General features: G+C 71.1%; 21 protein-coding genes. 9 read left to right on the forward strand and 12 right to left on the reverse strand.

The features are described 5' to 3' along the window. Positions 1–213: 213 nt before the first annotated feature. The 4 genes from BFF77_RS06185 to BFF77_RS06200 all read right to left on the reverse strand — a co-directional run bounded on the left by BFF77_RS06185 (position 214) and on the right by BFF77_RS06200 (position 3,332). The gene (locus BFF77_RS06185; protein ID WP_066944630.1) at positions 214–1,176 is read right to left on the reverse strand and encodes an electron transfer flavoprotein subunit alpha/FixB family protein; all 963 of its coding nucleotides are present in this window, start codon (positions 1,174–1,176) and stop codon (positions 214–216) included. 57 nt (positions 1,177–1,233) lie between these two features. Then, positions 1,234–2,028 carry an electron transfer flavoprotein subunit beta/FixA family protein gene (locus tag BFF77_RS06190; RefSeq protein WP_066944632.1) on the reverse strand — a complete coding sequence of 265 codons (795 nt, stop codon included), beginning with the start codon at positions 2,026–2,028 and terminating at the stop codon, positions 1,234–1,236. 204 nt (positions 2,029–2,232) lie between these two features. Then, a complete protein-coding gene (locus tag BFF77_RS06195) occupies positions 2,233–2,739 on the reverse strand; it encodes a flavin reductase family protein (protein WP_066944638.1) in 507 nt (168 codons plus the stop codon). A gap of 179 nt (positions 2,740–2,918) precedes the next feature. Next, positions 2,919–3,332 carry a TlpA family protein disulfide reductase gene (locus BFF77_RS06200; RefSeq protein WP_066944640.1) on the reverse strand — a complete coding sequence of 138 codons (414 nt, stop codon included), beginning with the start codon at positions 3,330–3,332 and terminating at the stop codon, positions 2,919–2,921. A gap of 119 nt (positions 3,333–3,451) precedes the next feature. Between BFF77_RS06200 and BFF77_RS06205 the strand changes: the two genes are divergently transcribed. Together BFF77_RS06205 and BFF77_RS06210 are read left to right on the forward strand one after the other, a co-directional pair. Beyond that, on the forward strand, positions 3,452–3,868 hold the full coding sequence (locus BFF77_RS06205; RefSeq protein ID WP_066944642.1) for a DUF4395 domain-containing protein: 417 nt from the start codon (positions 3,452–3,454) through the stop codon (positions 3,866–3,868). Between the two features lie 142 nt (positions 3,869–4,010). Further along, positions 4,011–4,739 carry a lysophospholipid acyltransferase family protein gene (locus BFF77_RS06210; RefSeq protein WP_066944644.1) on the forward strand — a complete coding sequence of 243 codons (729 nt, stop codon included), beginning with the start codon at positions 4,011–4,013 and terminating at the stop codon, positions 4,737–4,739. A 199-nt stretch (positions 4,740–4,938) separates the two neighbouring features. On the opposite strand, the gene BFF77_RS06215 is transcribed toward BFF77_RS06210, so the two are convergent. The 3 genes from BFF77_RS06215 to BFF77_RS06225 are packed head-to-tail and all read right to left on the reverse strand — an operon-like array spanning position 4,939 to position 8,224. Further along, a complete protein-coding gene (locus BFF77_RS06215) occupies positions 4,939–6,024 on the reverse strand; it encodes a threonine aldolase family protein (protein ID WP_066944646.1) in 1,086 nt (361 codons plus the stop codon). Then, positions 6,003–6,806 carry an SDR family NAD(P)-dependent oxidoreductase gene (locus tag BFF77_RS06220; RefSeq protein ID WP_079124881.1) on the reverse strand — a complete coding sequence of 268 codons (804 nt, stop codon included), beginning with the start codon at positions 6,804–6,806 and terminating at the stop codon, positions 6,003–6,005. The genes BFF77_RS06215 and BFF77_RS06220 overlap by 22 nt, the downstream gene beginning before the upstream one ends. Continuing rightward, positions 6,803–8,224, reverse strand: coding sequence for a DUF6421 family protein (locus BFF77_RS06225; RefSeq protein WP_066944650.1), 1,422 nt, complete (start codon positions 8,222–8,224; stop codon positions 6,803–6,805). The genes BFF77_RS06220 and BFF77_RS06225 overlap by 4 nt, the downstream gene beginning before the upstream one ends. A gap of 281 nt (positions 8,225–8,505) precedes the next feature. Between BFF77_RS06225 and BFF77_RS06230 the strand changes: the two genes are divergently transcribed. Next, positions 8,506–9,189: a glycerophosphodiester phosphodiesterase gene (locus tag BFF77_RS06230; RefSeq protein WP_079124882.1), complete on the forward strand. Its 684-nt coding sequence runs from the start codon at positions 8,506–8,508 to the stop codon at positions 9,187–9,189. A gap of 91 nt (positions 9,190–9,280) precedes the next feature. On the opposite strand, the gene BFF77_RS06235 is transcribed toward BFF77_RS06230, so the two are convergent. The 5 genes from BFF77_RS06235 to BFF77_RS06255 all read right to left on the reverse strand — a co-directional run bounded on the left by BFF77_RS06235 (position 9,281) and on the right by BFF77_RS06255 (position 14,078). Further along, positions 9,281–9,829, reverse strand: coding sequence for a GNAT family N-acetyltransferase (locus BFF77_RS06235; RefSeq protein WP_066944655.1), 549 nt, complete (start codon positions 9,827–9,829; stop codon positions 9,281–9,283). A gap of 107 nt (positions 9,830–9,936) precedes the next feature. Then, entirely contained in the window at positions 9,937–10,824 is an 888-nt protein-coding gene (locus BFF77_RS06240) for an NAD-dependent epimerase/dehydratase family protein (protein WP_066944656.1), read from the reverse strand. Next, positions 10,824–11,717 (reverse strand): carbohydrate ABC transporter permease, encoded by an 894-nt coding sequence (locus BFF77_RS06245; protein ID WP_066944659.1) that lies wholly within the window; start codon positions 11,715–11,717, stop codon positions 10,824–10,826. The genes BFF77_RS06240 and BFF77_RS06245 overlap by 1 nt, the downstream gene beginning before the upstream one ends. A 16-nt stretch (positions 11,718–11,733) precedes the next feature. Continuing rightward, positions 11,734–12,672 carry a carbohydrate ABC transporter permease gene (locus BFF77_RS06250; RefSeq protein WP_245703282.1) on the reverse strand — a complete coding sequence of 313 codons (939 nt, stop codon included), beginning with the start codon at positions 12,670–12,672 and terminating at the stop codon, positions 11,734–11,736. Between the two features lie 17 nt (positions 12,673–12,689). After that, positions 12,690–14,078 (reverse strand): ABC transporter substrate-binding protein, encoded by a 1,389-nt coding sequence (locus tag BFF77_RS06255; RefSeq protein ID WP_079124883.1) that lies wholly within the window; start codon positions 14,076–14,078, stop codon positions 12,690–12,692. Positions 14,079–14,236: 158 nt separating this feature from the next. On the opposite strand from BFF77_RS06255, the gene BFF77_RS06260 reads away from it, so the two are divergent. From BFF77_RS06260 to BFF77_RS06285, 6 genes are all read left to right on the forward strand, one after another. Continuing rightward, positions 14,237–15,022: an IclR family transcriptional regulator gene (locus BFF77_RS06260; protein ID WP_066944671.1), complete on the forward strand. Its 786-nt coding sequence runs from the start codon at positions 14,237–14,239 to the stop codon at positions 15,020–15,022. A gap of 112 nt (positions 15,023–15,134) precedes the next feature. After that, positions 15,135–16,499 carry an enolase C-terminal domain-like protein gene (locus BFF77_RS06265; protein ID WP_079124885.1) on the forward strand — a complete coding sequence of 455 codons (1,365 nt, stop codon included), beginning with the start codon at positions 15,135–15,137 and terminating at the stop codon, positions 16,497–16,499. Then, on the forward strand, positions 16,496–17,164 hold the full coding sequence (locus tag BFF77_RS06270) for a ThuA domain-containing protein (RefSeq protein ID WP_066944663.1): 669 nt from the start codon (positions 16,496–16,498) through the stop codon (positions 17,162–17,164). The genes BFF77_RS06265 and BFF77_RS06270 overlap by 4 nt, the downstream gene beginning before the upstream one ends. Then, entirely contained in the window at positions 17,149–18,228 is a 1,080-nt protein-coding gene (locus BFF77_RS06275) for a Gfo/Idh/MocA family protein (RefSeq protein ID WP_066944665.1), read from the forward strand. The genes BFF77_RS06270 and BFF77_RS06275 overlap by 16 nt, the downstream gene beginning before the upstream one ends. Before the next feature lie 188 nt (positions 18,229–18,416). Further along, a complete protein-coding gene (locus BFF77_RS06280; protein ID WP_066944667.1) occupies positions 18,417–21,611 on the forward strand; it encodes an alpha-mannosidase in 3,195 nt (1,064 codons plus the stop codon). Beyond that, the coding region (locus BFF77_RS06285; RefSeq protein WP_141698368.1) for a helix-turn-helix domain-containing protein at positions 21,604–22,263 on the forward strand (660 nt) is incomplete at its 3' end. The genes BFF77_RS06280 and BFF77_RS06285, both read left to right, overlap by 8 nt.

Raw genomic sequence — 22,263 nt, forward strand, 5'->3', positions numbered from 1 at the left:
CATCGGCCGTGAGACTCGTGGCCACGTTCTCCCGCCGCGCCATGCCCCACGCCCTTCCGTCCCGGTCTTCCGCTTTCCGGATTCAACAATCCGTTGAACGACGTTAGTCGGCGGGTCCGAGACGCGTCAACGGACGGCGCGGGGCCGCGCGGTGAGGATCACCGCGCGGCCCCGGGACCGTGCGCACCGCGCCGTGACGGCTCGGCTCCCGTGTCAGCCCTTGCGCTTCTTGATCTCTTCGGTGAGCTGGGGGACGACTTCGAAGAGGTCGCCGACGACGCCGTAGTCGGCGAGGTCGAAGATGGGCGCCTCGGCGTCCTTGTTGACGGCGACGATGGTCTTGGAGGTCTGCATGCCGGCGCGGTGCTGGATGGCGCCGGAGATGCCGGAGGCGATGTAGAGCTGCGGGGAGACGCTCTTGCCGGTCTGGCCGACCTGGTTGGCGTGCGGGTACCAGCCGGCGTCGACGGCGGCGCGGGAGGCGCCCACGGCCGCGCCGAGCGAGTCGGCCAGCGCCTCGATGACCGCGAAGTTGTCCGCGCCGTTGACGCCCCGGCCGCCGGAGACGACGATCGCGGCCTCGGTCAGCTCCGGGCGGCCCGTCGACTCACGCGGCGTACGCGAGACGACCCTGGTGCCGGTGGCGCTCTTCCCGAAGGTCACGGCCAGGGGTTCGACGGTGCCGGCGGCGGGGGCGCCCTCGACCGGGGCCGAGTTCGGCTTGACGGTGATGACCGGAACACCCTTGGTGACGCGCGAGGTGGTGGTGAACGCGGCGGCGAACACCGACTGCGTGGCGACCGGGCCCTGCTCACCGGGCTCCAGGTCGACGGCGTCGGTGATCAGGCCGGAGCCGGTACGGACCGCGAGCCGCCCGGCGATCTCCTTGGCCTCCGCCGACGACGGGAACAGCACCGCGGCCGGCGAGACGGCCTCGCAGGCCACCTGGAGCGCGTCCACCTTCGGCACGACCAGATAGTCGGCGTACTCGGGAGCGTCGTGGACGAGGACCCTGACCGCACCGTGCTCGGCGAGCACCGGCGCGGTCGCGGCGGCCCCCGTGCCGAGGGCCAGGGCGACGGGTTCGCCGATGCGGCGGGCCAGGGTCAGCAGTTCCAGGGTGGGCTTGCGGACGGAGCCGTCCACGTGATCGACATAGACGAGAACTTCAGCCATGGGACGTCTTCTCTCCTGCTTGCGAGGTGTGCGGGTCGGATCGGCGGGCGCGGGGGATCAGATGAACTTCTGGCCCGCGAGGAACTCGGCGAGCTGCCTGCCGCCTTCGCCCTCGTCCTTGACCACGGTGCCCGCCGTACGGGCCGGCCGCGCCACCGCCGTGTCCACCACGCTCGACGCCCCGGCGAGGCCGACCTCTTCCGCCTCGGTCTCCAGGTCGTCCAGGTCCCAGGACTCCACCGGCTTCTTCTTGGCCGCCATGATCCCCTTGAACGACGGGTAGCGGGCCTCGCCCGACTGGTCCGTCACCGACACCACCGCGGGCAGGGACGCCTCCAGCACCTCACTCGCGGTGTCGCCGTCGCGGCGGCCCCGCACCACACCGTCCTCCACCGACACCTCGGACAGCAGCGTGACCTGCGGGACGCCCAGCCGCTCGGCCAGCAGCGCGGGCAGCACACCCATCGTGCCGTCCGTGGACGCCATTCCGCAGACGACCAGGTCGTATCCGGTCTTCTCGACCGCCTTGGCGAGCACCAGGGAGGTGCCGAGGGCATCGGTGCCGTGCAGAGCGTCGTCCTCCACGTGCACGGCCTTGTCCGCGCCCATGGACAGGGCCTTGCGCAGCGCGTCCCGGGCATCCTCGGGACCCACCGTCAGCACGGTGATCTCCGCGTCGCCGTCACCGTCCCAGTCACCCGCGATCCGCAGTGCCTGCTCGACCGCGTACTCGTCCAGCTCCGACAGCAGACCGTCCACGTCATCACGGTCCACCGTCAGATCCCCCGCGAAATGCCGGTCGCCACCGGCATCCGGCACATACTTCACACAGACAACGATCCTCAAGCTCACGCCGGCTCTCCTACTGCATCGTCATTTCCGGGCTGCCTTGTCGCACGCAGCATAGGCGCCTTATGGGGCGGTTTCCGGTCGGGGGACCGGGCGTACGGGGAAGCAATATTACTCGCCGGTACAGCCAGAGGGTTCCCCCTGAGCAAGCGCTTGTAACTGTGAGATTGCCAACGCCGGGCAGGATCGCGGCCCCGCCGGGAAGACTCAGTCGCGCAGCGCGTTGAAACGCCCCTGATGGTAGAGAAGCGGCCGGCCCGCGCCCGCGGGATCGCCGACGACGACCTGCGCGATCATCAGACGGTGGTCCCCGGCGGGCACACGGGCGACCACTCGGCAGACCAGCCACGCCAGCACCCCGTCGAGCACCGGCACGCCCTCCGGTCCGGTACGCCAGGCCGTGGGCGGCGCGAAACGGTCCGCGCCGCTGCGCGCGAAGGTGGCGGCCAGCTCCCGCTGGTGCTCACCGAGGATATGGACGCCGACATGGGTGGCCTCGGCCAGGACCGGCCAGCTCGACGACGTGGTGCCCACGCCGAAGGAGATCAACGGAGGCTCCGCGGCCGCGGAGTTGAGCGAGGTGGCGGTGAATCCGACCGGGCGGTCGCCCTGGGCCGTGATGACCGCGACGCCCGCCGCGTGCCGGCGGAACACCGAGCGGAGCAGCTCGGGAGTGGCAAGCTGGGGAGTGCCGAGACCGGGTGTCGCCGTCATGTCGAATTGTCCTTCTGCGGGCTGCGGGAGATACGTACGGGATCCGTGGCTGCTCAGCAGCCCGGACAGCGCGCACTCGCGTTGCGGGCCAGGTCGACATGGACCCGCCCGTGGAGAAGGAGTTCCTGGGGCACCTCGTCAGGGTGACGATGCGTGGCGGGCGCAGTCAAGTGCGTGGCTCACACCGCCTCGCCCAGCGCGGCGATCACATCGGCCTTGCGCGGCTGTCCGGCCGCCCGCCTCACGATGCGGCCCGCGGCGTCGAGGACCAGCACCGTGGGCGTCTTCAGGATGCCCAGCTCACGTACGAGCTCCAGCCGCTCCTCGGCGTCGAGTTCGACGTGTGAGACCCCGTCGACCATTCCGGCCACCTCGCTGAGGGTGCGTCTGGTCGCCCGGCAGGGCTGGCAGAACGCGCTGGAGAACTGGACGAGCGTGGCCCGCTCCCCCAGTTCGGCGCCCAGCTCGGCGGCGCCGAGCCGCTTCTCGCCGTCCTTCACCCGCATCCGCATTCTCCCGTCGACACGACGGCTCAGCAGCCCGAAGGCGCTCGCCGCCGCGAGCACCGCCGCGCACACCACCAGTCCCGTCATTCCGTCCGTCCTCACCCCGGTCCGGCGCCCGGACACACCGGCACCCTGCGATGCAGCGTTCACACAACCGCAAAATATTCCGCGGTCCCCGGGCGGCTCCGGCGGGAGATGCTGGCGTCATGGACATCGACATCAGAGGGCCGCGCTTCGGTGCGGCCGTCACCACCCTCGTCCTCGCCGTGGTGCTGACCACCGGCAGCGGTGTGCTGCTCGCCTGGCAGGCGCTGTGCTTCGCGCTGGGCGCGGTGGGCGGCGTGGGGGCTTCGCCGTACGGCCGGCTGTTCCGTACGGCCGTACGGCCGCGGATCGGCCCGCCCGTGGAGTTCGAGTCGCCCGAGCCGCCGCGGTTCGCCCAGGCGGTCGGACTGGTCTTCTCCCTGACAGGGCTGGTCGGTTATTTCTGGGGTCCGCTCTGGCTCGGGCTCGCGGCCACCGGCTGCGCGCTCGCCGCCGCGTTTCTCAACGCGGCGTTCGGCTACTGCCTGGGCTGCGAGATGTATCTGCTCGTACGGCGGGCCAACGCCGGGCTGCGCTGACGTGACGAGAATCTCGCCCCGCGCGCAGACGAGGACTGGCCACGGGGCCGCGTATGGGGCACCATCGGCGCAATGCCGAAAACCTACGGCTGCGTAACTTCCGCCGGGAGAACCCTCCCCGGAACAGAAGGGTCCCCTCCAGATGGCAGAGCTCGTCTATCGACCGGTCATCGGCGCCGCCCGCACGATGTTCAAGGCGCTGGACCTGAAGATCGACACGCAGGGTTCGGAGCACATCCCGCGCACCGGCGGCGCCGTGCTCGTCAGCAACCACATCAGCTATCTGGACTTCGTCTTCACCGGACTGGCCGCGCTGCCCCAGAAGCGTCTGGTGCGCTTCATGGCGAAGGAGTCGGTCTTCCGGCACAAGGTCTCGGGCCCCCTGATGCGCGGGATGAAGCACATCCCGGTCGACCGCAAGCAGGGCGAGCAGGCGTACTCCCACGCGCTGGACTCGCTGCGCTCGGGCGAGATCGTCGGGGTCTTCCCCGAGGCCACCATCTCGCAGTCCTTCACGCTGAAGAGCTTCAAGTCGGGTGCGGCCCGGCTGGCGCAGGAGGCCGGGGTGCCGCTGATCCCGATGGCGCTGTGGGGCACCCAGCGGCTGTGGACGAAGGGCCGTCCGCGTAACTTCCGGCGCAGCCACATCCCGGTGACGATGCGGATCGGCGAGCAGGTGGAGGCGGCGGCGGACCAGTACGCGGGCGCGATCACCCGGCGGCTGCGGGAGCGGGTGCAGGAGCTGCTGGAGGCGGCGCAGCGCGCCTATCCGGTACGCCCCAGGGACGCGAACGACACCTGGTGGGTGCCGACGCACCTGGGAGGCACGGCGCCGACGGCGGCCGAGGCCCGCGAGCTGGAGACGAGCTGAGCCGTCCCGGCCGAAACGTCACTGCCGATCTGCCGACGGACCCGGAACCGTCACGCGTGAGGGTTCCGTGGCCGCGCGACAGGCCGTACGCCGAGCCGTACGGCCCCGCGCCGGCCCGGATCCGTCGCCCGCCGCACGGCCCGTGACGCGCGCGACGAAGACGCGCGCGCCGGGGCTCACTTCCAGCCCCGGCCACGTCCTAGGCGGCCATCTCTTCCTTCAGCGCCTGCACAAACGCGTCCACGTCGTCCTCGGTGGTGTCGAAGGCGCACATCCAGCGGACGTCCCCGGCCTTCTCGTCCCAGAAGTAGAACCGGAAGCGCCGCTGGAGCCGCAGGCTGACCTCGTGCGGCAACCGGGCGAAGACGGCGTTGGCCTCGACGGGATGGAGGATCTCCACGCCCTCCACCGCGCGCACGCCCTCCGCGAGCCGCCGCGCCATCGCGTTGCTGTGCCGGGCGTTGCGGAGCCACAGGTCGCCCGCGAGCAGCGCCTCCAACTGGACCGACACAAAACGCATCTTGGACGCGAGCTGCATCGAGAGCTTGCGCAGATGCCTCATCGCCCGCACGGCGTCCGGGTCGAGCACGACCACGGCCTCGCCGAAGAGCATGCCGTTCTTCGTGCCGCCGTACGAGAGGACGTCCACGCCGACGGCATTGGTGAAGGCGCGCATCGGGACGTCCAGGGAGGCCGCCGCGTTGGCTATGCGCGCGCCGTCGAGATGCACCTTCATGCCCCGCTCATGGGCGTGTGCGCAGATGGCCCGGATCTCGTCGGGCGTGTAGACCGTACCCAGCTCGGTGTTCTGGGTGATCGACACGACCTGGGGCATGGCCCGGTGCTCGTCCTCCCAGCCCCATGCCTGCCGGTCGATCAGCTCGGGCGTGAGCTTGCCGTCCGGTGTGGGTACGGTCAGCAGCTTGAGGCCGCCGACCCGTTCGGGCGCACCGCACTCGTCCACATTGATGTGCGCCGACTCAGCGCAGATCACCGCGCCCCAGCGGTCGGTGAGCGCCTGGAGCGCCACCACATTGGCTCCGGTGCCGTTGAAGACCGGGAACGCCTCCGCGCTCTGCCCGAAGTGGCTGTGCATGATCCGCTGAAGGTGGTCGGTGTAGTCGTCGTCGCCGTAGGAGACCTGATGGCCTCCGTTGGCGAGGGCGAGGGCGGCGAGGATCTCGGGGTGGGCGCCGGCGTAGTTGTCGCTGGCGAAGCCGCGTACCTCGGGATCGTGGTGCCGGCGCGCGTCCGTCGTACGGCTCACGGCTCGGGGGTCAGCCACAGGCGCTTTCCATTCACTTCCGTGGCGGGCCGCTCCCAGACAGCGGCGATGGCCTCGGCCAGCACCGTGACGTCCGTGAAGCCCGCGAATTTGGCGTTCGGGCGCTCGGCGCGCAGCGCGTCGTGCACCAGCGCCTTGATCACCAGAATGGCAGCCGCCGCGCGCGGTCCCTCCTCGCCCCCCTCCTTGCGGAAGGCGTCGGCCAGCGCCAGCGTCCAGGCCTCGGCGGCGGACTTGGCCGCGGCGTAGGCGGCGTTGCCCGCGGTGGGCCTGGTCGCGCCCGCGGCGCTGATCAGCAGGAACCGGCCGCGGTCGCTGCGCAGCAGACCGTCGTGGAAGGCGAGCGAGGTGTGCTGGACCGTGCGGATCAGCAGTCTCTCCAGCACCTCCCAGTCGGCGAGGTCGGTCTCCGCGAAGGAGGCGCTGCCGCGCCAGCCGCCCACGAGATGGACCAGCCCGTCGATCCGGCCGAACTCCTTCTCGGTCTTGGCCGCCCAGAGGCGTGTGGCGTCGAGATCGAGCAGGTCCACCGTGTCCCCGGTGACCGTGGCTCCGCCGTGCGCGTAACGGGCGGCGTCGACGGCCTCCGCCAGCCGCGCCGGGTCGGCGTCGGCCGCGACGACGACGGCGCCCGCCTCCGCCAGCCGCAGCAGGGCGGCGCGGCCCGCCGGGCCCGCCGCTCCCGCGACCGCGACGACCGCGCCGTCCAGCGCGCCACCGCCCGTACCGCCGTTCCCGCCACTCCCGTGCACGTTCGTCGCCTCCCGCGGCCGATGGGTCACGCGGCCACCCGCTCGGTGCTCGTGGCGGTGATCCCCTTGGTGGAGGCGATCACGTTCTTGAGCTTCTTGGCAAGCGCCTCGTAGAACATGCTGAGCGGAAACTCGTCCGGCAGCACGTCGTCCACGAGCTTACGGGGCGGCTGTGACAGGTCGAGCGCGTCGGGGCCCTTGGCCCAGCGGGAGCCGGGGTGCGGGGAGAGGTACGCCGAGACGAGTTCGTACGCCGCGAACCAGTGGACCAGCTTGGGACGGTCGATGCCGGCCCGGTAGAGGTCCTCGATCTCCGCGCAGAGCTGGTTGGTGACACCGGGAGCGCGCTCCCAGTCGATCCGCAGGGTGTTGTCGGTCCAGCGCAGCACCTCGTGCCGGTGCAGATACGCGAAGAGCAGCTGGCCGCCGAGGCCGTCGTAGTTCCGTACCCGCGCGCCGGTGACCGGGAAGCGGAACATCCGGTCGAAGAGCACGGCGTACTGGACGTCGCGGCCCTGCGCCACACCGTCGGCCTCCAGCTGGACGGCCTCGCGGAACGCGGTGAGATCGCAGCGCAGCTCCTCCAGTCCGTACATCCAGAAGGGCTGGCGCTGCTTGATCATGAACGGGTCGAACGGCAGGTCGCCATGGCTGTGCGTCCGGTCGTGGATCATGTCCCAGAGCACGAAGGCCTGCTGGCAGCGGTCCTGGTCGGCGACCATCTCGGTGATGTCGTCGGGCAGTTCGACGCCGAGGGTGCGTACGGCGGCCTCGGTGACGCGGCGGAAGCGGGCGGCCTCGCGGTCGCAGAAGATCCCGCCCCAGGTGAACCGTTCGGGAGCCTCGCGCACCGCGATGGTCTCCGGGAAGAACACCGCGGAGTTGGTGTCGTACCCGGCGGTGAAGTCCTCGAAGGTGATCCCGCAGAAGAGCGGGTTGTCGTAGCGCGTGCGCTCCAGCTCGGCCAGCCACTCGGGCCAGACCATCCGCAGCGCGACGGCTTCCAGATTGCGGTCGGGGTTGCCGTTCTGCGTGTACATGGGGAAGACGGCGAGATGCTGGAGCCCGTCCCGTCGGTCGGCCGCGGGCTGGAAGGCGAGCAGCGAGTCCAGGAAGTCGGGGACGTCGAAGGCGCTGTCGGCCCATTTGCGGAGGTCGGCCACGAGCGCCCGGTGGTACGCGGTGTCGTGCGGCAGCAGCGGGGAGAGCTGTTCGACGGCGGAGGTCACCCGGTCGAGCGTCGCCTCGACGAGCCCGCGCGCCGGAGCGCCCTCGGCGTCGAAGTCGATCGAGCCGTCCTTGGACTGCCACGGGCGGATCTCCTCGACGGCATTCTTGAGCTGTGCCCAGGCCGGATGCTCCACCACTCGGGCGGCACCGGCGGCATCATCGGCACGGGCAGCACGGCTTGTGCCGGGCGCGGTGTTCTGCGCAAGAATTTCCGTCATGTCACTTCCTCCACGCGAGATCTTGGCGTAAAGACACCGTATAGGTCCCTTGTTCCGCCATACAAGAACGGCTGTGACAAATTATCCTGCGGACCCCCCATGGTCACCGCTGTTTTTCCTGCCGTAATGAGGTGCGACACACACTTCCATCGTGCCGCACCAGGCCCCGGCGGGCCACCGCTCATCGAGGCGGCTCGCCGGTGCGCGACGGGTTCCCATCTCGTGACCGGCCATTAGGCTGCCGCGCGAGAGAGCCGCAGTCGACGGAAGCGAGACGAACCTTGACTTTCCAGACCATCGGTCATCGTGGAGTGATGGGTGTCGCACCGGAGAACACCCTGCGTTCCTTCGTACGGGCGGAGCGCGCCGGCATGGACGCCATCGAGCTGGATCTGCATCTGAGCAAGGACGGCGCGCTCGTCGTCATGCATGACACCGAAGTGGACCGGACGACCGACGGCACGGGCGCCATCGCCGACCGGACGCTCGCCGAGCTGCGGGAGCTGGACGCGGGGGACGGCGAGCGGATCCCGGTCTTCGAGGAGGTCCTGGACGCCGTACGGTCCCCGCTCCAGGCCGAGATCAAGGACGTGGCCGCCGCGCGGGCGCTGGCCGAGGTGATGCGGCGGCGCGCGCTGACCGGGCGCGTCGAGGTCTCGTCGTTCCACGACGCGGCGATCGCCGAGATCGCGGCGCTGGTACCGGGAGTACGGACGGTGCTGATCGCGAGCCGCTGGGGCGCGGACGTGGTGGACCGGGCCGAGGCGGTGGGCGCCGCCTCACTGGCCCTGAACATCCGCAGACTGACGCTGGAGGTCGTGGAGCGGGCGCACGACAGGGGGCTGCGGGTGATCGGCTGGGTGGTGAACACCCAGGATCAGCTCCGGCTCGCGCGGGCCTTCGAGCTCGACGCGGTGACCACCGATCTCCCGGAGATCCGGCGGACCGGCCGGTTCACGGCCTGAGTCACGGCGATGGGACGGGCGTACGGGTCACGGGCCGGGCGCGCGGTCCCGGACCGGGCACGCCACGTGTCGTCCCGGACCGCGCGCGGTCTCAGACCAGCGGCTTGACCAGCAGCTCGAACGCCAGGTCGTCGCGCTGCGGGATGCCGAAGCGCTCGTCGCCGTACGGGAACGGGAAGAGCTTTCCCGTACGGCGGTAGCCGCGCCGCTCGTACCAGGCGATCAGCTCCTCGCGGACCGTGATCACGGTCATGTGCATCTCACGGACGCCCCAGGTCTCCCGCGCCGCGCGCTCCGCCTCGGCGATCACCCGCCGGCCGAGACCTCCGCCCTGCGCGGAGGGCAGTACGGCGAACATCCCGAAGTAGGCGGCCTCACCGCGGTGTTCGAGCTGGCAGCAGGCGACCAGCCCACCGTCGCGCTCGACCGCCAGCAGCCGGCTGGCCGGCGCCTCGATCACCTCCAGCACGCCCTGCGGATCGGTCCGCCGGCCCTCCAGGATGTCCGCCTCGGTGGTCCATCCCGCGCGGCTGCTGTCCCCGCGGTAGGCCGACTCGACGAGGGCGACGAGCGCCTCGGTGTCGGCCGCCGTGGCGTCCCGGTAGGTGAGCTCCCCGGTGGGGCGCGAGGCGGTGTCCATGGTGCGCGTTCTCCATATCCGGTCGTGCGGTTCGTGCGGCTCATACCCCGTCGGTCTGCCGGTCTGCCGGTCTGCCGGTCCGGGGACGTCCCGAGGACATCGGCAGCCTAACCCGGGCCCCCGCCGACGCACCCGGGTGGTGGGCAGGGATCCGGTCCCGCGAGCGGACGCCCGTGGCGCGGTACGAAACCCAGCAGCCGGGCGCAGGCCCCGCTGTCGAACAGCGAGTCGTGGCCCGCCAGCTCGTCGAAGACGGGCACGCCGGGGTGGTAGCGCGCCATCAGCTCGGCGGTCGGCACCGGTGAGCTGGTGTCCCGCGCGGCCACATTGAGCACATGGCAGCCGGACAGCTCGGCCTCCAGCGCGCACCGTACGGCCTCGGCCGCGTCCCGGGTGTCCAGCCAGCCCCACAGATCCATCCGGTGCGCCGCCGGATCGGCCCGCACGGCGGCGAACTGGCTCAGGAGCCGCTCCCCGGTCCCGGTGAAGGGCAGCCGCAGACAGACGATGTCCGTCCCGTGGCGGCGGTGGACGGCGCGGGCGGTCTCCTCCAGGACGATCTTCGACAGTCCGTAGGGATCCTGGACGAGCGTGGGATGCTCCTCGTCCAGGGGGACGTACCGCGGCGACTGCGGCACCGGCGACCAGGCGAGTCCGACGGCCGCCATGCTGGAGGCGGCCACCACCCGGCGGACACCGGCGCGCCCGGCCTCGTCCAGCACCCGGTGAGCGGTCAGGCAGTTGGTGGCGAAGAGATCACTCGCGTCGTCCACGTTGGGGTGCGGGATCGCGCCGAGATGGACGACGGCCTCGGCCCCGTCCATCGCCTCGCGCACCAGATCGGGATCGCGCAGATCCCCGGTGTGGACGGACTCGGCGCGCGGCTCGTCCACCGGGAGCAGATCGGTGGCGACGACCTTGTGGCCCCGGGCCAGCAGATCGTCGAGCACGAACCGTCCGATGTGGCCGGCGGCTCCGGTGACCAGTACCCGCATCAGCCCTTCACCGCCCCGACCAGTCCGTTGACGAAGTACCGCTGGAGACTGAGGAAGAGCAGGATCACCGGGATGACCACGATGAGCGCGCCCGCCATCAGATTGTTGTAGTGCGGCACGTTCTCCGCCGAGAGCGTCTGGAGACCCAGCGGCAGGGTGTAGGTGGACGGATCGTTGAGCGAGACCCGGGTGAGCAGGAACTCGTTCCAGGTGGGGATCGCCGTCAGCAGCGCCACCGTGATCAGCGCGGGCCTGGCCAGCGGCAGATAGACCCCGGTGAAGATGCGCAGTTCGCTCGCGCCGTCGACCCGCGCGGAGTCGCGCAGCTCGCCGGGTACGGCCATGAAGGCCCCGGTCATCAGCAGGATGGACAGCGGGGCACCGCCGTTGACGAAGGGCAGCACCAGTCCGAAGTGCGTACCGAGGATGCCCATCTTGTTCTCCAGCAGCACGATCGGCAGCATCACCGTGATGCCGGGGACGAACAGCAGGGAGACGAAGAGCTTCTGGAGGGCGCCCCGGCCGGGAAAGCGCAGTACGGCGAAGGCGTAGCCGGCCGCCGCGTAGATCACCAGTGTCAGTACCACGGTGTAGCCCGTGACCAGCAGGCTGTTCAGGAAGAAGTCGAAGAAGTGCAGCTTGTTCCAGGTGTCGACGAGTGTGTCGAGCGTCGGGTCGTCCGGGATGAGATGTCCCCCGCGTACGACCTCGATCCGGTCCTTGAAGGCCGCCGACACCATCCAGAGGAACGGATAGACGCTGACGAGTCCGTACAGCGCGAGCAGGGCGCCGACGACGGTACGGGCGACCAGCCGACGGGTACGGGCGGCGCGTTCGCCGGGCGGACCGGTGCGCGCACGGGAAGTTCGCGCCTCGGGAGATGTCGATGTCATGTCGTGCTCCGCGATGTCATGTTCTGCTCCGCAGCGCGCGCAGATTGATCAGGGCGAGTACCACGGCGGCGGCGAACAGGATCCAGCCGAGCGCGCTGGCGAGCCCCAGGGTGGGCGCGAGGTTCTTCAGGAACGCGAGGCGGTACGCCTCCAGGCCCAGCACATTGGTGTGGTCCCCCGGGCCGCCGTTGGTCATCACCAGGAAGGTCTGGAAGCCCTGGAGCGACTCCCGCAGATTGAGCAGCACCACCACGGCGGTGATGGGCCGCACCAGCGGCCACACCACCGAGGCGTTGGTGCGCCACCAGCCGGCGCCGTCCAGCTCCGCGGCCTCCAGCACGCTGCGGTCGATGCCCTGGAGCCCGGTGAGATAGAGCAGCATCGCGACCGGGACCTGTCCCCAGACCGTCACCACGATCATGGCGGGCAGGGCCGTGGACGGATTGCCGAGCCACCCCTGCGGCTGCTGGAGCGAGCCCAGACCCAGGCCGCCGAGCAGGAGGTTGACGGCGCCGTCCGGCTGGAGGATGTACTGCCAGGCGAAGAAGACCGCGACCCCGCTGGTGACATACGGCAGGAAGTACACCGACCGCAGCACCGACCGGAACCGCCGGACCCGGTTGAGCAGCACGGCCAGCGGGAAGGACACCGCGACGGTCAGGGCGGGTGCGGCGATCATGACCCAGAGGGTGTTCAGCGTGGCGTGCCGCACCCGGGGCGCGTAGACCGGGCTGCGCCAGAGCAGATCGGCGTAGTTGTCGAAGCCGACCCACTTCCAGTTCGGGGTGAAGCCGTTCCAGGTGGCGAAGCTGAGCGCGAAGCCGTAGCCGACGGTGTACAGGCCCATGACGCAGAACAGGACCACGGCGGGGCCCACGAAGAGATACCCGGTGAGCGTCTCGTACGAACGCGGGCGCCGGCGGCGCGTGCCTCCTGCCGCCGGCGCCTTCGTCACCGCGCCGGGAACCGTTGTCACCGTGCCGCCGCCCAGTAGGAGGCGTTCAGCTCACGGAGCTTCTTCGCCGTCTCCTCGACGGACTTCTGCTTGAGAGGAGTGAGATCGGCGAGGATCGCGCCGGCGTCGTCCTGCTCGTAGCCCGGCGCGCGGAACTCGTTGCCGCGGTTGGGATCGTAGGTGTTCTGCGGGGTGCCCTTGAAGCTGTCGACCATGGCGGAGAGCGCCGGGCCGAGGACGGTGGAGGCGTCCGCGCCGAGTTCGGTGGCCGGTACGTCGGAGGCGTCCTTGGCGAACCGGGCGGCGGCCTTCTGGGTGGAGAGGAACTCCATCCACTTCTTGGCGTTGTCGGGCTGGTCGCTGGTCGCGGTGACGCTCAGACCGGTGAGCGCGAGCGGGCCGAGCGCGCGGTCCGGTACGGCGCCGTCCTTCAGGGAGGGCAGCGCGAACGCGAACACGTCGTCGGGGCTCATCCCGTTCTGCTGGAGGAAGGCGAGGGTGAAGGTGCCGCCGACGTCGAAGGCCGCCTTGCCCTGGGCGAAGGCCTGGTCGGCCTCGTCGATGGTGAGGGTCTGGGTGCCCGGCATCCAGTACGGCGTGAGCTGGTCGTACAGGCTCAGCACCTTGATCCCGTCGGGCGAGGCGAAGTCCGCGCCCTCGTCCTCGCCGAAGAGGGCCTCGTACCCCTGCTGTCCGAGCTGGCTGAAGGCGAGCGGCTGGAGGATCCAGGTCAGTCCGGTGGCCTGGATCTTGAGACCGAGGGCGAGACCGCCGGTGGTGGGATTCCTGGCGGTGGTGGCCTTGAGCGCGTCGAGGAATCCGGCCCAGTCCGCCGGAGGCTCGGTGATGCCCGCCTCGGCCAGCATCTTCTTGTTGGCGTAGACGATGCCGAAGGTGCCCACCGTGAGCGGCACGCTGTAGCGGGCGCCCTTCTCGATGCCGTGGTCCCTGGCGGTCTCGGGCTGCGCGTCCTTGAAGCGCTGCTCGGTGACGAGTCCGGACTGCTGGACGGGCTGCTGGATACGGTCGGCCCATTCGCCCTTGAAGTCGCCGCTGATGTCGGCGAGGATCCCGGCCGCGCCGAAGACGCGGTCCTCGCCGTCGGAGTGCACCTCGAGCACGTCCGGCAGGTCGCCGGTCTTCGCCGCGCTCTGCACCTTGGTCTGGTACGCGTCGTCGGGTGTGTACGCCTCGACCTTGACCGAGATACCGGTCTGCTTCTTGAACTCGGCCGCCGCGTTGCGCAGGGCGCCGACATGGGACTGTTTGAAGGTCCACATCTCCAGTGAGGCGGAGTCCCCGCCGGAGTCGGACGATCCGCCGCAGGCGGCGAGGGTGGTCAGTGAGAGCGCGGTCGCCGCGGCGACCGCCGCGAGCCGGACATTCCGCGAAAATGGTATGCGCATCGCCCCTACCTCAGGATCAACCGTTCAGAAGACCGAATGACGTTGGAGTGACTGAACTTATGGTCGGGGTGATATAGCGTCAAGACGCACGTCAAGATTTCGTGCTGACCGGATCGCCGAGGGGCGCCGGTGCGGGAAGCGGAGGTTCCGTGGAATCGGTGGCAGCAGCAGCGCGCGGGCGCAAGCCCGAAGAGGTCAAGTCCGCCGCTCGGGTACTGGAGGTGCTCGAACTACTCGGCGCGGAGGGTGCCCGGCTCTCCCTCGCCGAGATGGCCGGCGTCATGGCCGTGCCCAAGAGCAGTCTGCACGCGATCCTCCGCACGATGGAGGCGCGCCACTGGGTGGACCTCGACGCCTCGGGCACCCGCTACAGCCTCGGCCTCAAAGCACTGCTGACGGGCACGGCCTATCTGGAGGGCGACGATGTGGCGAGCCTCGCCGGGCCGGTGCTCGACGCGCTCGCCGAGGAGACCGGTGAGTCGGTGCACCTCGGCAGACTCGACGGTACGGACGTGGTCTACCTGGCCAAACGCGAGTCGCGGCACGCGCTGCGGATGTACTCGGCGGTGGGCCGCAGACTCCCGGCGCACGCCACCGCGCTGGGCAAGGCGATGCTCTCCCAGTACGACGCGGCCGAGGTGCGGATGCGGCTCAACTGGCCCCTGGAACGGCTCACTCCGGACACCGTCACCGATCCCGAGTCGCTGCTGTCCCAGCTCGCCGAGGCGCGGCTGCGCGGATGGGCGATGGACGACGGCGAGAACTCGCCCGAGATACGGTGCGTGGCCGTGGCCCTGGGCACCGGCCACGGCGGCGGCGACGCGATCAGCTGCTCGGCGCCCAAGAGCCGGATGGACGACGCGCGCGCCGAGGAGGTCGCCCGCGCGGTCACCGAGGCGGCCCATTCACTGGGCACTCTGCTCAAACGGCTCGGACAGCACTGAGGACCGCCCAGGACTCCGGGCGATATTTGGTAGAGTCATTGACAAATCAAAGTGGACCTCCCTACGTTCGGGTAGCGGTACATCATTCCGCTATCCGTATGCTGGAGTTCGCATGGCTCAGCCCGGTGCCCGCTCCGATCCTCTCTCTGTTCCCGCTGCTCCCGCTGCTCCCGGTGCTTCCGGTGTCACCGGCGCTCCCGATGTTCCCGGTGTTCTCGCGCCCGCGCCCTGGGTCGAGGAACGCGGCGCCAAGGTCCGCATCACGGCCGTGCGCACCTTTCTGACAGCCCCGCACGGCTGCCCTCATCTCATCGTCCGTGTCGAGACGAATGAGCCGGGGCTGTACGGCCTGGGGTGCGCCAGCGATCCGCAGCGCACCCTCGCCGTACGGTCGGTGCTGGACGACTATCTGGCGCCGCTGCTCGTCGGGCGCGATCCCGACGACATCGAGGACCTCCACCGGCTGATGCTCAACAGCGCCTACTGGCGCGGCGGTTCGATCACCGGAAACGCCCTGGGCGGTGTCGATGTCGCCCTCTGGGACCTCAAGGCCAAACGGCTCGGCGCTCCGCTGTACTCGCTGTTCGGCGGGCGTGTCCGTACCCGCGCCGACGCCTACACCCATGTGGACGGCGCCGGCGCCGCCGAGCTCGCGGAGAAGGTGACGGCCGCGCGGGAGCGCGGCTACCGGCATGTCCGGGTCCAGGCGGCGGTCCCCGGCTCGGACACCTACGGCACGAAGGGGGACGGAGCGGCCGACGCGCGGGCGCTGCGCCGACGCGCGGTGCCCTGGGACTCGGCCGCGTACGTACGGACGGTGCCGGGCATCCTGACCGAGGTACGGGAACGGGTCGGTGAAGGGACGGAGTTGCTGCACGACGTGCACGAGCGGCTCGATCCCCGGCAGGCACGGGACTTCCTGCGCCGCGTCGAGGGAGCCGGGCTCTACTTCGTCGAGGATCTGCTCGCTCCGGAGGACGCGGCGCACTTCGCGGGGCTGCGGGCGGGCTCCTCCGTGCCGCTCGCCGTCGGTGAGCTCTTCAGCGACGTGGGCCAGTTCCTGCCGCTGCTCGACGGGCCCGTGCCGGTCATCGACTTCGCCCGGGTGAGGATCCCGACGCTGGGCGGACTGACCCCGGTCCGGAAACTGGCGGCGCTCTGCGAGCTGCGCGGGGTACGGCTCGCACCCCACGGGCCCGCCGATGTCAGCCCTGTCGCCCAGGCCGCCACCCTCGCGCTGGACATCAGCAGCCATGCCTTCGGGATCCAGGAGGCGGCGGTGTTCGGGCCGGCGGTCGCCGAGGTGTTCCCGGGCACCGTCACGGCCCGGGACGGAGGTCTCGTCCCGCACGGGACACCCGGCCACGGTGTCGACTTCGACGAGACCGCCGCCCGCCGCCATCCCGTGCCCGAGCCGCTGGAGCACGACCGCTGGGCCCTGCTGCGCAACACCGATGGGAGTGTGCAACGACCATGACCTCCGAGACCTCCGGCACCCGTAAGGCGCTCGTGGTCCGCGGCGGCTGGGAGGGACATCAGCCGGTGGCGGTCACCGAGCTGTTCCTGCCCTTCCTGCGTGATCGCGGCTTCGACATCCGCGTCTGCGGCACTCTCGACGTCTACGCCGACGCCGAACTCCTCGGCGCCACCGATCTGGTGGTCCAGTGCTGGTCCATGGGCGAGATCACCGCCGAGCAGAGCGCCGGACTCGCCGCCGCGGTCCGCGCGGGCACCGGACTGGCCGGCTGGCACGGCGGGATCGTCGACTCCTTCCGCGGCGATGTCGGCTATCACCTTCTGACCGGCGGCCAGTTCCTGATGCACCCGACCGGTTTCTCCGACCACGCGGTCACGCTCGCCGAGGAGCACGCAGGTCATCCGGTGATCGCCGGACTCGGCGACTTCCGGGTCCACACGGAGAAGTACTGGCTGTCCACCGACCCGTTGATCGATGTCCTCGCGACCACCGAGTTCCCGGCGGACGAGGAGCGGGCGCGGCCGGTCACCATGCCCGCCGTCTGGACGCGGCACTGGGGAGCGGGCCGGGTGTTCGTCTCCGCCGTCGGGCACAAGCCGGACGACTTCGACGTACCCGAGGTACGGACACTCACCGAGAGGGGGCTCCTGTGGGCCAGCCGCTGAGGATCGGCATGGTCGGCGCGGGCAGGATCAGCGGTGCCTATCTGGACACGCTGGAACGGCTGGACGGCCTCGCGCTCACGGCCGTCACGGATCTCGATCCCGGCCGCGCCGGCGCGGTGGCCGCCCGGGTGCCCGGAGTCGCGGTCAGCGGTTCGGTGGCCGAGCTGGTGGCACGCGCCGATGTCGACGCCGTACTGAATCTCACCATTCCCGCGGCCCATGCCGAGGTGGCCCTCGCGGCGCTCGCCGCGGGCCGCCATGTGTACGGGGAGAAGCCGCTGGCCGCCACCGGCGCGGAGGCGGACGCCGTGCTGGCCGCGGCGGGAGCCGCCGGGCTACGGGTCGGCTGCGCGCCCGACACCGTACTCGGCACGGGCGTCCAGACGGCGCGCAAGGCGGTCGACGACGGGCTGATCGGCACACCGGTCGCCGCGACGGCCTTCATGACCGGCCCGGGACACGAACGCTGGCATCCGGACCCGGAGTTCTACTACCGACCGGGCGGCGGTCCGCTGCTCGACATGGGGCCGTACTACCTCTCCGCCCTGGTCCATCTGCTCGGACCGGTCCTCAAGGTCACCGGCGCCGCGTCACGGCCCCGCGCCGAGCGGGAGATCGGCAGCGGCCCCCGGGCGGGCGAGCGGTTCGCCGTCGAGGTGGACACGCACGTCACCGGCGTACTGCACCATACGAGCGGAGTGCTCACCACCCTGCTGATGAGTTTCGACATCCATGCCGCGCGGCTGCCGAGGATCGAGGTGCACGGCACCGAGGGCTCCCTCTCGGTACCCGATCCGAACGGTTTCGACGGGCCCGTGGAGCTGCACCGCGACGGCGGTGACTGGGAGACCCTTCCGGTGTCGGCCGGATATGCCGGAGCCGGGCGGGGTACGGGCCTCGCCGATCTGGCCGAGGCGCTCGCCGCCGGCCGGCCGCACCGGGCGTCGGCCGAGCTGTCGCGCCATGTCCTGGACATCATGCTGACGCTGCTCGCGTCGGCGCGGGAGGAGCGAAGTCTGCCGGTGGAGAGCGTGTGCACCAGGCCGGAGCCGGTGGGCCGGTAGTCCCGGCGGCGGAGAGGAATCGTCAATTCAATTACTTTCCAGAGTCTTCACCATCCGGATGATTAATTGCCTGACACATACTTCATGGGCCCTCACCACCAGGAACAAGGAGGAATGGGGAAAGGCGTTGACTTGATAACACTCTTGGTTTTACATGGCGGTTACTGGCTGGACAGGAAGGGCCGCCCATGCATGACCGCAGGAAGTCCGGAGAAGAGCGGATAGCCCATTTCCTCGCCGCCCGTCTGCGTCCCGCGCTCCACACCGCGCGACTTCCGATGGAGGTCGGTGCCTGGCACATTCCCGGTGAGCCGGTTCCTGTCGATGTGGCCCTCCGGGCCGCCTACACGCCCTTCGCCGTCGGTGACCTGTGGGGCCGCCCCTGGTCCACCACCTGGTTCCAGGTCCGGGCCACCGTCCCGGAGCGCTGGGCCGGGCGGCGGGTGGAGGCGGTCTTCGACCTCGGCTTCGACAGCCACGCCGAGGGACTCGTCCATGACGCGCACGGCACTCCCCTGCAAGGGCTGCATCCGCTCAACCGGACCCTGACCGTAGCGGCGGCGGCGAGCGGCGGCGAACAGGTCGCGCTGCTCGTGGAGGCCGCCGCCAATCCGCCGATCGACGCCGGATCCGGTGGCGGATCGCTGTACGGCGATCCGGTCACCGCGGGCGACGAGCCGCTCCACCGGCTGCTCCGCGCCGATCTCGCCGTCCGCGACGAGGACATCTGGCAGCTCGTCCATGACATCGATGTCCTCGACGGGCTGATGCGCGCGCTTCCGGTGGGGACGCCCCGCAGACACGAGATCCTGCGCGCCCTGGAACAGGCCGTGGACGCCGTCGACCCCCGCGATGCCGCCGGGACCGCCAGGACCGCCCGCGAGCTCCTCGCCCCCGTACTGGCCCGCCGCGCGCACGAGTCGGCGCACACCGTCGCCGCCGTCGGCCACACGCCCGCCGGCTCCGCCCGGCTGTGGCCGATGCGCGAGGCGGTACGGCACACCGCCCGCGTGTTCAGCACGGTGACCGCGCTGGCCGAGGAGTATCCGGAGCTGGCCTTCGCGGCCTCCTCGGCCCAGCGGTACGCCTGGATGAAGGACCACCACCCGCATGTCTTCGAGCGGGTGCGCAAGGCCGTCGCCGACGGCAACTGGGCACCGGTCGGCGGGATGTGGGTGGAGCCCGACGGCACACTGCCCGGAGGTGAGGCCCTGGCCCGGCAGTTCGTGTACGGCCGCCGCTTCTACCGCGAGGAGCTGGGCACCGACTCGGACGGTGTCTGGCTGCCGGGCTCGTTCGGGATGAGCGCCGCCTTCCCGCAGTTGGCCGCGCTCGCCGGGGCCCGCTGGTTCCTGGGCGGCCGGCCGGACGAGGACGGCACGTACGGTCCGGCCTGTCCCACCTTCCGGTGGGAGGGCCTCGACGGTACCCGGCTCTTCAGCCACGTCCCGCCCGGCCCCGGCCGGGGCTCGGCCCTCACGGGCGCCGAACTGTCCGATACCGTCACCGAGTTCACCAGTCACACCGCGAACACTTCGCACACCGCCGGGAGCGCCGGCACCCGCTCGCTGCTGCCCTTCGGCCACACGGACGGCGGCGGTCCCACGCGCGAGACGCTGGAGCGCGCCCGCCGGCTGGCCGATCTGGAGGGCTCACCGAGGGTCGGGATCCAGCATCCCTCGCACTTCTTCCGGGATGCCCTCGACGAGTGCCCGGACGCTCCGGTCTGGCGCGGTGAGCTGTTCGCCGGCGCCCGCAGCGGTACGTACACCGGCCAGGCGCGCACCAAGCGCGGCAACCGCCGCGCCGAGTCGCTGCTGCGCGAGGCCGAGTTGTGGTCGGCGACGGCCGCGGTGCGGGACAACATCCCGTATCCGTACGACGAGTTGGAAGCGCTCTGGAAGAAGGTCCTGCTGCACCAGAGCCATGACATCCTGCCGGGCACCTCGATCGCCTGGGTGCACCAGGAGGCCGAGCGGAGCCACCGGGAGATCCGTCGCGCTCTCGAACAGCTCATCCGCCGCGCCATCGGGACGCCCGACGACACGGGCACCGCCTTCTACAACGCGGGGCCGCGACCGCGCCGCGAGGTGGTCGTCCTGGACGGCGACCGGCCCGCCGACGGCGGTCAGCGGCTGTCCGACGGCAGGGTCGCCGTACTGGCCCAGGCGCCCGCGCTCGGCCGGGGTCCGGTGAGTGCTGGTCCGGTGAGTGCTGGTCCGGCCGGAGCGGCACCCGCCGATGTCACCCCGGTGACCGTACGGCCGGTGGACGGTGGCGGAGCGCTGCTGGACAACGGGCTGCTGCGGGTCCGGATCGACGCCGAGGGACTGGTGCGTTCCGCGCTGGACCTGACCAGCGGCCGGGACGCCATCGCGCCGGGCGCGGCGGGCAATCTGCTGCGGCTGCACCGCGACGACCCGGCGCACGGGAGCGCCTGGAATCTGGATCCGCACCACCGGCGGTCCGGCCGCGATCTCAACCGCGCGTGCGCGCTCGACGTGACGGAGAGCGGACCGCTGTTGTGCTCCGTGCGGGTGGTGCGGACCACGGGCAGATCCACGATCGAGCAGGTGCTGTCCCTGACGGCGGGCAGCCCTGTCCTGACCGTCGAGACGGAGGTCGACTGGCGCGAGCGGGACACGGTCCTCAAGGCGGTCTGGCCGCTGGACGTGCACGCCGAACAGAGCACGGGCGAGATCCAGTTCGGCCATGCCGGACGTCCCACGCATGAGAACTCGGGTGCGGGCGCGGCCTGTTCGGAGCTGTGGGCGCACCGCTGGATCCATGTCGGCGAACACGGCTGGGGCGTGGCGCTGGCGAGCGACTCCTCGTACGGGTACGACGTCTCGCGCCACACCCGGGACGACGCGGGCACCACCACGACCGTACGGCTCTCCCTGCTGCGCGCCGCGCACAGCCCCGATCCGCACGCCGACCGAGGACCGCAGCGCTTCCGGCACACGCTGCGGCCGGGCGCCGACATCGGTGACGCGATCAGCGAGGGATACGCGCTCACGCTGCCGCCGCGCCCGGGAGCCGCCGGGCCTCCCGGACCCGCCGCCGCGCCGCTGGTCCGGGTGGACCATCCCGATGTCGTCGTGGAGGCGGTGAAGCTGGCGGACGACCGCTCGGGCGATGTGGTGGTACGGCTCTACGAGTCGCGCGGCGGCCGGGTCCGTACGTCACTCACCGCGGGCTTCCCGGTCGCCGGCGCCCGCGAGACGGATCTGCTGGAGGAGACGCTCGCCGAGCGCCCGCACGAGAACGGCACGGTCACGCTGGCCCTGCGGCCCTTCCAGATCCTCACGCTGCGGCTGGTGCGCGACCACGGTCCACGGGACGGGGCCGGCGCACGCGGGGCCGGAGGCGGCGATGCCTGAGGCTCTCCCGGACGACGGCCCGGTCGGCTCTCTGCCCCCGGAGCACCGGGCCGTCCTGCGCCGCTGGGCCGAGGAGGGCGGCCCGCTCTCCACACGCGCGGGCGTGGTGCTGCTCGCCGCCGAGGGACTGCGCGACGCCGAGATCTCCCGCCGGCTCGGGGTGTCCCGGCAGACCGTGGGCAGTTGGCGCCAGCGCTGGACGAGCGCGGGACTCGACGGGCTCGAACACCGGCCGCGCACCGGCAGACCGGCCACGGTCGACGAGGCGGAGGTCGTCACCCGTACGCTGCTGGCTCCCGGCGGCAGCGGCGCGTCCCGCGCGGTGGCACGCGAGTTGGGACTCTCGCACGCCACGGTCGCCGGGATCCGGCGGCGCTGGCGGCTCGGCGCCGACGAGGCACGGGCGCCGTCCGTACCGACCAGACCACCGCTGCCCGGCGCTCCCGTCTGGCTGATGGGTCTCTATGTCGACCCGTCGCGCGCCGTGCTTCTCGCGGGCACCCGGCGAGGAGCCGCCCGGCCCGCAGCCGCGGGGACGGTCATCGGTACGGAGGTGCTCGCCGGTCTCGACCGGGCGCTGGAGGCCGCGCTGACGGCGGCGAAGGCGCGCGGAGCCGATGTCGAGGACGGGGACGGAAGCGGGGAAGGGGGC

Origin of the sequence: Streptomyces lushanensis (assembly GCF_001700515.1) — a bacterium.
In the GTDB taxonomy this organism is placed as follows: domain Bacteria; phylum Actinomycetota; class Actinomycetes; order Streptomycetales; family Streptomycetaceae; genus Streptomyces; species Streptomyces lushanensis.

Bases quoted from the DNA above. Each gene is read 5' to 3' on its own strand.
- BFF77_RS06185 (WP_066944630.1), bottom strand. From the start codon at position 1,176: ATGGCTGAAGTTCTCGTCTATGTCGATCACGTGGACGGCTCCGTCCGC.
- BFF77_RS06195 (WP_066944638.1), bottom strand. From the start codon at position 2,739: ATGACGGCGACACCCGGTCTCGGCACTCCCCAGCTTGCCACTCCCGAG.
- BFF77_RS06200 (WP_066944640.1), bottom strand. From the start codon at position 3,332: ATGACGGGACTGGTGGTGTGCGCGGCGGTGCTCGCGGCGGCGAGCGCC.
- BFF77_RS06205 (WP_066944642.1), top strand. From the start codon at position 3,452: ATGGACATCGACATCAGAGGGCCGCGCTTCGGTGCGGCCGTCACCACC.
- BFF77_RS06210 (WP_066944644.1), top strand. From the start codon at position 4,011: ATGGCAGAGCTCGTCTATCGACCGGTCATCGGCGCCGCCCGCACGATG.
- BFF77_RS06225 (WP_066944650.1), bottom strand. From the start codon at position 8,224: ATGACGGAAATTCTTGCGCAGAACACCGCGCCCGGCACAAGCCGTGCT.
- BFF77_RS06235 (WP_066944655.1), bottom strand. From the start codon at position 9,829: ATGGACACCGCCTCGCGCCCCACCGGGGAGCTCACCTACCGGGACGCC.
- BFF77_RS06240 (WP_066944656.1), bottom strand. From the start codon at position 10,824: ATGCGGGTACTGGTCACCGGAGCCGCCGGCCACATCGGACGGTTCGTG.
- BFF77_RS06245 (WP_066944659.1), bottom strand. From the start codon at position 11,717: ATGACATCGACATCTCCCGAGGCGCGAACTTCCCGTGCGCGCACCGGT.
- BFF77_RS06255 (WP_079124883.1), bottom strand. From the start codon at position 14,078: ATGCGCATACCATTTTCGCGGAATGTCCGGCTCGCGGCGGTCGCCGCG.
- BFF77_RS06265 (WP_079124885.1), top strand. From the start codon at position 15,135: ATGGCTCAGCCCGGTGCCCGCTCCGATCCTCTCTCTGTTCCCGCTGCT.
- BFF77_RS06270 (WP_066944663.1), top strand. From the start codon at position 16,496: ATGACCTCCGAGACCTCCGGCACCCGTAAGGCGCTCGTGGTCCGCGGC.
- BFF77_RS06280 (WP_066944667.1), top strand. From the start codon at position 18,417: ATGCATGACCGCAGGAAGTCCGGAGAAGAGCGGATAGCCCATTTCCTC.